Raw genomic sequence first — 11,808 nt, forward strand, 5'->3', positions numbered from 1 at the left:
GACGTCCCCGTTCCCACCGCGAACCGGCTGGGTGCGGAAGGCGAAGGCTTCAAGATCGCGATGCGCGTGCTCGATCGCGGGCGGCTGCATATCTCCGCGGTATGCGTCGGCGTCGCCGAGCGGCTGATCGCGGATTGCGTCGCCTATGCGACCGAACGGCATCAGTTCGGGAAAGCCATCGCCGAACACCAGCTGATCCAGGGCATGATCGCCGACATGAAGACCGAGGCGCTGGCAGCGCGCGCGCTGGTGATGGAAACCGCGGCGGCGAAGGACGCGGGTAAGGATGTCGTGTTGGAGTCGGCGGCGGCCAAGTATTTCGCGTCAGAGATGGTCGGGCGCGTGGCGGACAAGGCGGTGCAGATCTATGGCGGCGCTGGTTATATCGCCGATTACGGCATCGAACGCCTGTACCGCGACGTGCGGCTGTTCCGCATCTACGAAGGTACGAGCCAGATCCAGCAGATCATCATCGCGCGCGAGACGATCAAACGGGGCGGCTGAAGTCACCCCCCCTCCCGCGTGCGGGAGGGGGTCGGGGGTGGGCGCACCCTATCATCAAGCAATACCGTATGCGGAGAGCGGGCGCCCACCCCCGGCCCGGTAACGGGTTTAGTGTTGGCCGGGTTGCCCCCGGCAAACCCTAAACCATGCTGGGAGCATGGTTTACCAACACAAAACCCGTTACTCGTAAACGGGAGAGGAGTTAATGACATGGACACCACCAACCTGTTCCGCCTCGACGGTCGTGTCGCGCTCGTCACCGGGGGCAGCCGCGGGATCGGCAAGATGATCGCCGCGGGTTTCATCGCGCAAGGCGGCAAGGTCTACATCTCCGCGCGCAAGGCCGACGTCTGTTTCGCGACTGCCGAGGAACTGGGCCCGAACTGCATCGCGCTGCCGCAGGACGTCTCGACCGTCGCCGGCTGCAAGGCGCTCGCCGCGGAATTGGCCAAACATGAGACGAAGCTCGACATCCTCGTCAACAATGCAGGTGCCGCCTGGGGCGAGCCGTTCGAGAACTTCCCCGAGAAAGGCTGGGACAAGGTCATGGACCTGAACGTCAAGTCGCCCTTCTTCCTGACGCAGGCGCTGTTCGACGCGCTGAAGGCGGGCGGTGCCGCGGATCGACCGGCGAAGGTCATCAACATCACCTCGATCGACGGCCAGCGGCTGAACCCCTGGGAGACTTATAGCTACCACGCGTCCAAATCGGCGCTGATCTACCTGACCAAGCGCATGGCGGCGCGGCTGGTAAAGGATCACATCAACGTCACCTCGATCGCGCCGGGCGCGTTCGCGAGCGAAATGAACAAGGCCGCCCGCGATCACGGCGATGCGATCGCCAGGGGCATTCCCGCCGGCCGGATCGGCATCGACGAGGACATGGCGGGTGCGGCGATCTATCTCGCAAGCCGGGCTGGGGACTATGTGGTGGGCGACACGATCACGGTCGACGGCGGGCTGGTGCATGCCGCTTTGGGGACGTCGATCGACGCTTGAGTTAGGTGAGCAGGCACACGTCGAGTGCGAGCGCCTGCCCAGCCTCGACCATCGGACGATCAAGTGTCCATATCGTCGCGCCCGCATCCGCGGCAATGGCGAGATGCAGAGCGTCTCCGGCTCGCAGGGGCTTTTCGCTTCGCGTGATAAAATCCGCCGCCAACGTGAAATGACCTTGACGTATCGGGATCAAGACCGCGCTTTGAGACAACAAATCGCGAATGATATTCGCCAATGCCAGGCGTTTATCTCTCGAAATCAGGCGGCCTCGCGTCTTGCCGGCCAAGGCGGCGGCGATCTCCGTTTCGATCCACGGGCTAGTTGTCAAATCGTCGTTGCCTATCGACTCGATCCACGCAGCGGAAATCGGCGTCGATATTTCATCCGTGTATGCACTGACGATGATCGAAGTATCGGGATAAACTATCGTCAAAGCAGATTTTCGCGACGCATCCGTTCGACGAAGGAAAGCCCATCCGGATCGACATACGGCTTCGACATCGCTTGCGCTCTGCGCATGGCGTCGAAATCGATCGGCTTCCGCACGCTCGTTTCCTTGACGAGCCGTGCGACTGGCTTTCCGCGGCGCGTAATCGACACGGTTTCCCCCGCCTCGACGCGTCCGATAAGTTCGCTCAGACGTGCCTTTGCGTCAGCCAATGCCACCGTCACCATCTATCGACTCCTGACCATCTAGATAGTCATATAGCATCGGCCGACCAGACCGACAACGCTACCGCGCGATCCCCCCCGCCGCCAGCACCGCCAGCGTGACCAGTTCGCTGGCGGTTGCGGTCATCGCCGCGATCTGGACGGGCTTTTCCATTCCGATCAGCATCGGCCCGATGACATTGTCCCCCCCCAGTTCGCGCAACAGCTTGGCGGAGATATGCGCCGACTGGAGGCCCGGCATGATGAGCACATTGGCGGGCCCCGATAGCCGCGCGAAGGGGTAATTGGCGAGCTGCTTCGGGTTCAGCGCAACGTCTGGCGGCATTTCGCCTTCATATTCGAAACCGACCTGGCGGCCGTCCAGCACCGTCACCGCTTCGCGGATATTGTCGAGAAACACCCCCTTGGGATTGCCGAAGGTCGAATAGCTGAGGAACGCGACGCGGGGCTCGTGACCCATCCGCCGGGCGACGGTGGCGGTCTGTTCGGCGATGTCGGCCAACTGTTCCGCGCTCGGTCGCTCGTTGACGGTGGTGTCGGCGATGAAGACGGTGTGGCTCTGCCCCACCATCACATGGATGCCGAACGGCGTCCGTCCGGGTTCGGGATCGATCACGCGTTTCACCTCGCGCATCGACATCGCCCAGGTGCGCGTGACGCCGGTGATCATCGCGTCGCCTTCGCCGAGCTGGAGCATCGCCGCGGCGAAGATGTTGCGGTCCTGATTGACCATCCGCTCGACCTCACGACGCAGATACCCGCGGCGCTGAAGACGCGCGTAGAGGAAGTCGACCATCCGCGGCACCAGCGGCGAAACGCGGCTGTTGTGCAGTTCGTACTCGTGCGGATCGGCGACGCCCAGAGCCTTGAGGTTGTCGTACACCTCCTCGCGGCCGACCAGAACCGGCGTGCCGTAGCCGCCTTCCTTGAAAGCGATCGCGGCGCGCAGCACGACTTCCTCCTCGCCTTCCGCGAAAATGATCCGCTTCGGCCGTGCGCGCGCGCCCTCATAGGCGAGTGTAAGGACCGAGGTCGTCGGGTTCAGGCGTGCGCGCAGCGTCTGCCGATAAGCCTCGATATCCAGGATCGGCTTGGTCGCGACCCCTGAATCCATCGCCGCCTTCGCGACCGCGATCGACACATTCTCCATCAGTCGCGGGTCGAACGGTGCGGGGATGATGTAATCGGGACCGAAGACGTGACGCACGCCGTAAGCGGCCGCGACCTCTTCGGGCACGCGCTCGCGCGCCAGTTCGGCGATGGCGTTGGCGGCGGCGATCTTCATCGCGTCGTTGATCGCGCTGGCGCGGACGTCGAGCGCGCCGCGGAAGATGAACGGGAAGCCGAGCACGTTGTTGACCTGGTTCGGATAGTCCGACCGCCCGGTCGCGATGATCGCATCGGGGCGCGCGGCCTTCGCCAGTTCGGGGCGAATTTCGGGTTCCGGATTGGCCATTGCGAAGATCAGCGGTGCCTTCGCCATGTCCTTGACCATTTCGGGCTTCAGCGCGCCCGCCGCGGACAGCCCCAGAAACACGTCCGCGCCCGCCAGCGCCTCGGTCAGCGTACGGCGATCCGTCTCGGCGGCATGCGCCGACTGCCACTGGTTCACGTCGTCGCGCCCGCGATAGATCACGCCCGTCTTGTCGCACATGATGACGTTGTCGCCGCGCACCCCCATCGCCTTCATCAGTTCGGTGCAGGCGATCGCGGCCGCGCCCGCGCCATTGACGACGACCTTCACCTCCGCGATCCGGCGCCCGGTCAGCAGGCAGGCGTTGATCAGCCCGGCGGCGACGATGATCGCGGTGCCGTGCTGGTCGTCGTGGAACACCGGGATGTTCATCCGTTCGCGCAACGTCTGTTCGATGATGAAGCATTCCGGGGCCTTGATATCCTCAAGGTTGATCCCGCCGAAGCTTGGTTCCAGCAGCGCGACGCAGTTTATGAAGGCATCGACGTCCTCGGTCGCGACCTCCAGATCGATCGAGTCGACGTCGGCGAAGCGCTTGAACAGCACCGCCTTGCCCTCCATCACCGGCTTCGACGCCAGCGCGCCGAGATTGCCCATGCCGAGGATCGCGGTGCCGTTCGAGACGACCGCGACCAGATTGCCCTTGGCGGTATAGTCGTAGGCGGTGGCGGGATCGTCCGCGATCGCCTGTACCGGCACCGCGACCCCGGGCGAATAGGCGAGCGCGAGGTCGCGCTGCGTCGCCATCGGCTTCGACGCGACGATCTCGATCTTCCCCGGCCGCCCTTCCGAATGGTAGAGCAGCGCCTCGCGTTCGGAGAACTGGATGCTGGGTTCGTCGGACATTACGGGCTCCTGGACTGTGCCAAAGCCTTAGGGTCGATGGTGCCGCGCTTTCAACCCGCGCTAGGCAATCGGGGGGTGATGGATTATGTCGGCAGGGATGAAGCACGAGGCCGGCCTGTCCCAGCGCGGGGAGCGCGAACCGACCGCCGCCGATTTCGCACGCGCGAAAGCCAGCGTCGTTGCGGGCAGGGGCGTCGATCATGTCGTCGTTGGTCAATGGCTGCTGACCTGGGGCCAGCCCGGCCGCAAGAAATTCAAGGACTGGCTGGCCGACCAGAATGGCTAGGGTCATCTGGGAGCCATCCTCCTTCGACGACCTCGAACAGATTATCGACTATATCGATCGGTACGATCCCGAAGCTGCCCTGGGTATTGCCAAGCGGCTTTTCCTTCTCGGTGAAAGCCTAGCGGAATTTCCGGCGCGCGGACGCCCGTGCGACGATGGATTTCGCGAAATGACGACGGTGAGGCCGTATATCTTGCGCTATGTTCTGGGCGACGACGTGCGCATCCTCTCCATCCGCCATAGCGCTCGCGGACCGCTCGACTGATCCGATGACCGCCCCTCCCACCCCAATGATGGTGCAGTATCTCGCGCTGAAGGCGGAGGCGCAGGATTGCCTGCTATTCTACCGCATGGGCGATTTCTTCGAGCTGTTCTTCGACGATGCGAAGATCGCCAGCGCCTGCCTGGACATCGCGCTGACCGCGCGCGGCGAGCATGACGGCGACCGGATCCCGATGTGCGGCGTCCCCGTCCATGCCGCGACCGGGTATCTGCAGCGGCTGATCAAGGCCGGGCACCGAGTTGCGATCGCCGAGCAGACCGAAAGTCCGGCGGATGCGAAGAGACGCGCCGGTAAGACGCTGGTGGCGCGCGCGATCGTTCGCGTCGTCACCGCCGGCACCTTGACCGAGGAGGCATTGCTCGACGCGCGTACGGACAATTGGTGCGCGGCGGTGGGTGAGGCGGGCGGCGGTGTCGCGGTCGCGGCGGCGGACGTATCGACCGGGCGGTTCGTCGTGATCGAGACCGACGCCGCCTCGCTGTCCGCCGATCTCGCGCGGCTGGCCGCAGCGGAGGTCGTCGCGGCGGAGGGCGGCGCGATCGAGGGCGCGACGACGCAGCGACCGCGCCGTGAATTCGACAGCAATATCGGCGAGGCGCGGCTGAAGCGGTTGTACGGCGTCGCCACGCTCGACGGCTTCGGCCAGTTCAGCCGGGCGGGGCTGGCGGCGGCGGGCGGGCTGGTCGCGTATCTGGATCATACCGCCAAGGGGGCGCTGCCGTTCCTCCGCCCGCCCGTCCTTCATCGTGCGGCGCAAGTCATGACGATCGACGCCGCGACACGCGAAAGCCTGGAACTGACCGCGACCGCGGGCGGGCAGCGCAAGGGCAGCCTGCTGGACGCGGTCGATCGGACGGTGACGGGGGCGGGTGCACGGATGCTGGGGGGCGATATCGCGGCGCCGCTGATGGACCGCGCCGGCATCGATGCGCGGCTCGATCTGGTCGCGTATCTTTACGACGACCCCGCCCTTCGCGAGGAGTTGCGCGGCCAGCTTCGCGCATTGCCCGATATCGGCCGCGCGCTCGGGCGGCTGGCGGCGGGGCGGGGTGGCCCGCGCGACCTGGCACAGCTGCGCGACGGGCTGGACGGGGCCTGGCTGCTGGGCGAACGGCTTGGGAAGATCGCCGCGCCGCCGCCGCTGCTCGCCGATCTTGCGCCGCGCCTGCGCGGGCACGGCGCGCTGATCGATCACCTCAAGCGTGCGTTGGTACCGGGTCCGCCGGTCGATGCCGCGGACGGCGGGTATATCGCGGCGGGATACGACCTCGCGCTCGACGATCTGCGCGACACCGGCGCGGGCGGCCGCCGCGCGATCGCCGCGCTGGAGGCGCAGTTCCGCGCGGAGACCGGTATTGCCAGCCTGAAGATCCGGCACAACGGCGTGCTCGGCTATCATGTCGAAGTACCGGCGCGTGCCGCCGATCCGCTGATGCGCGCGGACAGCGGCTTCACCCATCGACAGACGCTGGCGGGCGTCGTCCGTTTCAACACACCCGCGCTGCATGAGGTCGCCGCCAGGGTATCGCAGGCCGGTGCGCACGCCCTGGCGGCGGAGGCGGCGCATCTGGAGGACCTGATCGCCGGTGCGCTGGCGAACCGGGAGGGGATCGCGGCCACCGCGGACGCGCTTGCCCGCCTCGACGTGTCGGCCGCCAATGCCGAGCGTGCGGTCGAGGGGGGTTGGGCACGGCCGGCGCTGGTCGATCACGCCTGTTTCGATATCGTCGGCGGCCGGCATCCCGTGGTCGAGACCGCGATCGCGGCGTCGGGCGGGCGGTTCGTCGCCAACGACTGCAAGCTGTCGGAGACGTCGCGGCTCTGGCTGCTGACCGGGCCGAACATGGGCGGCAAGTCGACCTTTCTTCGCCAGAACGCGCTGATCGCCGTCCTGGCGCAGGCAGGCTGCTATGTTCCAGCGATGAAGGCGACGCTTGGGCTGGTCGACCGCCTGTTCAGCCGGGTCGGCGCATCGGACAATCTCGCGCGGGGCCGGTCGACCTTCATGGTCGAGATGGTCGAGACCGCTGCGATCCTGGCGCAGGCGACGCCGCGCAGCTTCGTGATCCTGGACGAGGTCGGGCGCGGCACGTCAACCTATGACGGGCTTGCCATCGCATGGGCCGTTGTCGAGGCGATCCATGAGGACAACCGCTGCCGGTGTCTGTTCGCGACGCATTACCATGAGCTGACGCGGCTCGCCGAACGCTGCGATGCGCTGTCGCTCCACCATGTCCGCGCGCGCGAGTGGAAGGGGGAACTGGTGCTGCTCCACGAACTGGCCGAAGGCCCGGCGGATAGAAGCTATGGGCTGGCGGTCGCGCGGCTGGCGGGGCTGCCGCCCGCCACCGTCGCGCGAGCGAAATCGGTTCTGGCGAAACTGGAGGCGGGCCGGGCCAGGACCGGCGGGATCGCTGCGGGGCTCGACGACCTGCCGTTGTTCGCCGCCGCTGCGCAGGAAACGCTTGTACCGAAGAGCGATCCCTTGCGCGAAGCGATCGACGCGCTCGACATCGACGCACTGACCCCGCGCGCCGCGTTGGAGACGCTGTATCATTTAAAGGCTCAAATGGGGGAGGCACGCTGAGGAGCAATTGCTTTTTCGGCCGGCCGAATTTGCTATACGCCCGCTATGCTCGATATGATGGAAGTTCGCCGGATCGTGAACAGCGCTGCGCTATCGGCACTGAAGAAGATCGACGTCAGTACGGTTCTGAGCGAACCATCCGTTGACTCGGACGGGAATAATGCGCTGAGCGTGACGATCGTCATGAAAAATGGCAGCTTGAAGCGGATGAATGGCGACCTCGCGCCCGATACGATCGTACGCATTCGCCATGACCTTGACGAGGCGGGCGAGGAACGCACACCGATCGTTTATTCTTCCACGGAGCGCGAGCTGGAACAAGATGGCGGTCGTTGATCCGGAGCATCTGTTCGAGCAGGCGGATCGATCGATCGCGGCACCCCCAGCCGGGCCACCCCGTCAGGCCGATCTGCGTCGCGCGGTGTCCGCTGCCTGCTATGGACTGTTTCATTTCATCGTAACCGCATTGGCGGATGAGTTCGTAGGACGCACCAAGCGCAGCGACAGTCGCTATACCCTGGTATATCGCAGCGTCGATCACAGGGCACTCAAGACGCTGTGCGCCCAAACCACGCGGCCCGGACCAACGCCTCGCTACTTGCCCTTCGCACCGACTGGTGGTTTCGGCACTAATATCCAGGCATTTTCGATGGCGATCGTGGAGTTGCAGGAAAAGCGCCACAATGCGGATTGTGATCCGTCGATGCGCTTCGGGACGTCCGACGCCCAACTCGCGATCAGCACAGCGCGGACGGCGCTCCGGCGCTTTGGCCGTGCAAGCAGTGCGCGTCGCAAGGCGTTCCTGACCCTGCTGCTTTGTCCGCCACGATAGCTGGCGGCTGTCTATCATTACCGCATCTGATCCTCATCCGACCCGCCATGTCAGCGCGTTTCGATAGCCTCCCCAACCGCCGCGCGATCGTCGATGCGCGCGTGCTGGCCGCCGAACTGGCGGCGGTCGAGGGTCTGGGGCCGGTGGCGCTGCGTCGCGCGGCCGTCGCGACGCTGCGCGCCGCATTGATGGCGGGACGCACGGAGATCGAGCGGCGTCTGGCGACCTATCCGGCGCGTGGACTGGAGGCGGCGGCGGCGCAGGCCTATCTGGTCGATAAACTCCTGTCCGCGCTGTTCGATTTCACGATGACGCGGTTGTACCCGGCACCCAGTCCGACGACCGCGAGCCCTCTGACGCTGATCGCGGTGGGCGGCTATGGTCGCGGCGAGATGGCACCGCACTCCGATGTCGATATCGGTTTCCTGACACCGTGGAAGCAGCCGCCGCAGGTGGAGCGGGTCATCGAGGCGATGCTCTACACATTATGGGATCTGGGGCTGAAGGTCGGTCATTCCAGCCGATCGCTGGACGAGATGATCCGCCAGGCGAAAGGCGACGTGACGGTCCGTACCGCGCTGCTGGAAGCGCGCTTCGTCTGCGGCGACATGGCCGTCTACGAGGAAGCGGCGAAGCGCTTCAAGACCGAGGTTCAGGCCGACACCGCGCGCGCGTTCATCGCCGACAAGCTGAGCGAACGCGATCAGCGACACGCGAAGATGGGCGATACGCGCTATGTCGTCGAACCCAATGTGAAGGAAGGCAAGGGCGGCCTGCGCGATCTCCACGCGCTCTTCTGGATCGGCAAATATGTCTACGACGTGCAGCGGGCGGCGCAGCTGGTCGAGGCGGGACTGCTGACCGAGGACGAATATCGCCTGTTCCACCGCGCGGACGATTTCCTGTGGGCGGTGCGCTGTCATCTGCACCTGATCGCGGGCCGTGCGGAGGACCGGCTGACCTTCGATTACCAGCGTGAGATCGCAGAGCGGATGCGGTTTTCCGACCGGCCCGGCAAGTCGAGCGTCGAACGCTTCATGCAATATTATTTCCTGCAGGCGAAGACGGTGGGCGACCTGACCGGGGTCTTCCTCGCGCATCTCGACGACAAGTTCGCCGCGCGCGGGCGGCGGTTCGGACTGCCGACGATCCGGCGCAAACCCGGGCGCTTGAACGGCTTCGTTCTCGACCGCGGCCGGCTCGCATTGCCCGAGGACGATTTTTTCGCGGACGATCCCGTCCGGCTGATCGAGCTGTTCGCGCTCGCCGATCGCTATGGTCTGGAGATCCATCCGCTCGCGATGCGCGCCGCCGCGCGCGATGCGAAGCTGGTCGGAAAGGTGCGCCGCAACGCCCGCGCCAACGCGCTGTTCCTAGACGTACTGACCAGCCCGCGCGATCCCGAACAGGTGCTGCGCTGGATGAACGAGGCCGGCGTGTTCGGTCGCTTCGTACCCGATTTCGGACGCGTCGTCGCGCAGATGCAGTTCGACATGTATCATCACTATACCGTCGACGAACACACGATCCGCGCGATCGGGCTGCTCAGCCGGATCGAGCGCGGGATATTGTCGGACGATCATCCGCTGGCCAGCGCCGTCATCGGCCAGATCGTGTCACGCCGCGTGCTGTATGTCGCGGTGCTGCTCCACGACATCGCCAAGGGGCGCGGCGGCGACCATTCGGTGCTGGGGGCCGAGGTGGCGCATCGGCTGTGCCCGCGGCTCGGCCTCGGCGCGGCGGAGACGGACACGGTGGCGTGGCTGGTCCGGCACCATTTGCTGATGGCCGCGACCGCGTTCAAACGCGACCTGTCGGATTTCAAGACGATCCTCGATTTCAGCGAGACGGTGCAGAGCCCCGAACGGTTGCGGTTGCTGCTGGTGCTGACCATCGTCGATATCCGCGCGGTCGGCCCCGGCGTCTGGAACGGGTGGAAGCGGCAATTGCTGGCGACCTTGTACGAATCGGCGGAGGAGGTGCTCCGGCTCGGCCACAAGCAGCGCGGCCGCGAAGAGCGGATCGCGGTCAAGCAGCACGCGCTCGCGGAAGCGATGGGCTGGGGCGACGCGACGCTCCCCGGCTATGTCCTCCGCCTGCCCGAGGCCTATTGGGTGGCCGAACCCGGCGATGTGCTGGCGCACAACGCCCGACTGGTGGCGCGCGCGGGCGCCGCGCCGCTGACGATCGACGCGCAGGTCTATCCAGACCGCGGCGCGACGTTGGTGACGATCTACGCCGCGGACCATCCCGGGCTGTTCTACCGGATCGCGGGGGCGATCCATGTCGCGGGGGGCAACATCATCGATGCGCGGATCCACACGACGCGCGACGGCATGGCGCTCGACAATTTCCTCGTCCAGGATCCGATCGGCCGGCCGTTCGACGATCCCGGCCAGCTTGCCAGGCTGTCGATCGCGATCGAGGATGCGCTGGCGAACCGGGGCAAGCTGTCCGACCGGCTGATCGCGAAACCTGCCGCCAGGACGCGCGCCGACGCGTTCGACATCGTTCCCAACGTCCTGATCGACAACCGCGCGTCGAACCGTTTCACGGTGGTGGAGGTCAACGCGCGCGACCGGCCGGCGCTGCTCAACCAGCTGGCGAACGCGTTCTTCCAGTCGAAGGTCATGATCCATTCGGCGCATGTCGCAACATACGGCGAACGCGCGGTCGATACCTTCTACCTGACCGACCTGACCGGCGACCGCATCGACGCACCCACCCGGCTGAAGACGCTGGAACGCCGGTTGCTGGCGGCGGCCGGGGGGACGGCGATCGATATGGCGGCGTAGGGGGCAGCGGTGCGAAGTGCATTGGCGCCGTCGGTCGGGCTTTCAGCCCGCCGGCCGGACTCGCCTCAAGTCGGAAAATAGCCGTAGCTATTTTCCTGCGGCGAGTCTCACTTCGGCGCCAGCACCATCAGCATCTGGCGACCTTCCATGCGCGGATAGGCCTCGATCTTCGCGACCTCCGCGACGTCGTCCTGCACGCGCTTCAGAAGGTTCATGCCAAGCTGGCCATGCGACAATTCGCGACCGCGGAAGCGAAGCGTGATCTTCACCTTGTCGCCTTCGCCGATGAAGTCGTTCACCTTCTTCATCTTGGTATCATAATCATGGTCGTCGATGTTCGGACGCATCTTGATCTCCTTGATCTCCTGCGTCTTCTGCGACTTGCGCGCGAGGTTCGCCTTTTTCTGCGCCTCGTATTTGAACTTGCCGACGTCTAGGAACTTGGCGACGGGCGGATCGGCGTTGGGCGATACCTCGACCAGGTCCAGCCCGACCTCGGCCGCCTGCGCGATCGCCTCGCGCGTGTACAA

12 protein-coding genes are annotated in these 11,808 nt (G+C 65.6%); 8 read left to right on the forward strand and 4 right to left on the reverse strand.

Annotated elements, in window-relative coordinates; all coding sequences use genetic code 11:
* Positions 1 to 504, forward strand: a 504-nt coding sequence (locus ACFE7D_RS12110; protein WP_375395672.1) for an acyl-CoA dehydrogenase family protein, incomplete at its 5' end; no start/stop codon positions are given.
* Between the two features lie 210 nt (positions 505 to 714).
* Positions 715 to 1,503 (forward strand): SDR family oxidoreductase, encoded by a 789-nt coding sequence (locus ACFE7D_RS12115; RefSeq protein WP_375395673.1) that lies wholly within the window; start codon positions 715 to 717, stop codon positions 1,501 to 1,503.
* 1 nt (position 1,504) lies between these two features.
* Here ACFE7D_RS12115 and ACFE7D_RS12120 read toward each other — a convergent pair whose 3' ends face one another.
* The 3 genes from ACFE7D_RS12120 to ACFE7D_RS12130 are packed head-to-tail and all read right to left on the reverse strand — an operon-like array spanning position 1,505 to position 4,495.
* Positions 1,505 to 1,936, reverse strand: a complete 432-nt coding sequence (locus ACFE7D_RS12120; RefSeq protein WP_375395674.1) for a type II toxin-antitoxin system VapC family toxin — start codon at positions 1,934 to 1,936, stop codon at positions 1,505 to 1,507.
* Positions 1,933 to 2,178: a type II toxin-antitoxin system Phd/YefM family antitoxin gene (locus tag ACFE7D_RS12125; protein ID WP_375395675.1), complete on the reverse strand. Its 246-nt coding sequence runs from the start codon at positions 2,176 to 2,178 to the stop codon at positions 1,933 to 1,935. Before ACFE7D_RS12125 ends, ACFE7D_RS12120 begins: the two co-directional genes overlap by 4 nt.
* A 58-nt stretch (positions 2,179 to 2,236) precedes the next feature.
* Positions 2,237 to 4,495 (reverse strand): NADP-dependent malic enzyme, encoded by a 2,259-nt coding sequence (locus ACFE7D_RS12130; RefSeq protein ID WP_375395676.1) that lies wholly within the window; start codon positions 4,493 to 4,495, stop codon positions 2,237 to 2,239.
* A 97-nt stretch (positions 4,496 to 4,592) separates the two neighbouring features.
* Here ACFE7D_RS12130 and ACFE7D_RS12135 point away from each other — a divergent pair, with 97 nt between their 5' ends.
* From ACFE7D_RS12135 to ACFE7D_RS12160, 6 genes are read left to right on the forward strand one after another with little or no spacing between them, the layout of a single operon-like run.
* Positions 4,593 to 4,781: a hypothetical protein gene (locus ACFE7D_RS12135; RefSeq protein ID WP_375395677.1), complete on the forward strand. Its 189-nt coding sequence runs from the start codon at positions 4,593 to 4,595 to the stop codon at positions 4,779 to 4,781.
* Complete coding sequence (locus tag ACFE7D_RS12140; RefSeq protein ID WP_375395678.1) at positions 4,774 to 5,046, forward strand: type II toxin-antitoxin system RelE/ParE family toxin; 273 nt, start codon at positions 4,774 to 4,776, stop codon at positions 5,044 to 5,046. The genes ACFE7D_RS12135 and ACFE7D_RS12140 overlap by 8 nt, the downstream gene beginning before the upstream one ends.
* A 25-nt stretch (positions 5,047 to 5,071) precedes the next feature.
* Complete coding sequence (gene mutS / locus ACFE7D_RS12145; RefSeq protein ID WP_375395683.1) at positions 5,072 to 7,651, forward strand: DNA mismatch repair protein MutS; 2,580 nt, start codon at positions 5,072 to 5,074, stop codon at positions 7,649 to 7,651.
* Between the two features lie 45 nt (positions 7,652 to 7,696).
* Positions 7,697 to 7,987, forward strand: a complete 291-nt coding sequence (locus tag ACFE7D_RS12150; protein ID WP_375395679.1) for a hypothetical protein — start codon at positions 7,697 to 7,699, stop codon at positions 7,985 to 7,987.
* The gene (locus ACFE7D_RS12155; RefSeq protein WP_375395680.1) at positions 7,974 to 8,483 is read left to right on the forward strand and encodes a hypothetical protein; all 510 of its coding nucleotides are present in this window, start codon (positions 7,974 to 7,976) and stop codon (positions 8,481 to 8,483) included. The genes ACFE7D_RS12150 and ACFE7D_RS12155 overlap by 14 nt, the downstream gene beginning before the upstream one ends.
* A 47-nt stretch (positions 8,484 to 8,530) precedes the next feature.
* A complete protein-coding gene (locus ACFE7D_RS12160) occupies positions 8,531 to 11,278 on the forward strand; it encodes a [protein-PII] uridylyltransferase (RefSeq protein WP_375395681.1) in 2,748 nt (915 codons plus the stop codon).
* A gap of 107 nt (positions 11,279 to 11,385) precedes the next feature.
* Here ACFE7D_RS12160 and infC read toward each other — a convergent pair.
* Positions 11,386 to 11,808: translation initiation factor IF-3 (gene infC, locus ACFE7D_RS12165; RefSeq protein ID WP_375395682.1), on the reverse strand; the 423-nt coding region annotated here is incomplete at its 5' end.

The organism is uncultured Sphingomonas sp. (assembly GCF_964244235.1).
In the GTDB taxonomy this organism is placed as follows: domain Bacteria; phylum Pseudomonadota; class Alphaproteobacteria; order Sphingomonadales; family Sphingomonadaceae; genus Sphingomonas.

Coding starts and splice junctions, on each gene's coding strand:
- ACFE7D_RS12115 (WP_375395673.1), top strand. CDS start 715: ATGGACACCACCAACCTGTTCCGCCTCGACGGTCGTGTCGCGCTCGTC.
- ACFE7D_RS12125 (WP_375395675.1), bottom strand. CDS start 2,178: ATGGTGACGGTGGCATTGGCTGACGCAAAGGCACGTCTGAGCGAACTT.
- ACFE7D_RS12130 (WP_375395676.1), bottom strand. CDS start 4,495: ATGTCCGACGAACCCAGCATCCAGTTCTCCGAACGCGAGGCGCTGCTC.
- ACFE7D_RS12135 (WP_375395677.1), top strand. CDS start 4,593: ATGAAGCACGAGGCCGGCCTGTCCCAGCGCGGGGAGCGCGAACCGACC.
- ACFE7D_RS12140 (WP_375395678.1), top strand. CDS start 4,774: ATGGCTAGGGTCATCTGGGAGCCATCCTCCTTCGACGACCTCGAACAG.
- mutS (WP_375395683.1), top strand. CDS start 5,072: ATGATGGTGCAGTATCTCGCGCTGAAGGCGGAGGCGCAGGATTGCCTG.
- ACFE7D_RS12150 (WP_375395679.1), top strand. CDS start 7,697: ATGCTCGATATGATGGAAGTTCGCCGGATCGTGAACAGCGCTGCGCTA.
- ACFE7D_RS12155 (WP_375395680.1), top strand. CDS start 7,974: ATGGCGGTCGTTGATCCGGAGCATCTGTTCGAGCAGGCGGATCGATCG.
- ACFE7D_RS12160 (WP_375395681.1), top strand. CDS start 8,531: ATGTCAGCGCGTTTCGATAGCCTCCCCAACCGCCGCGCGATCGTCGAT.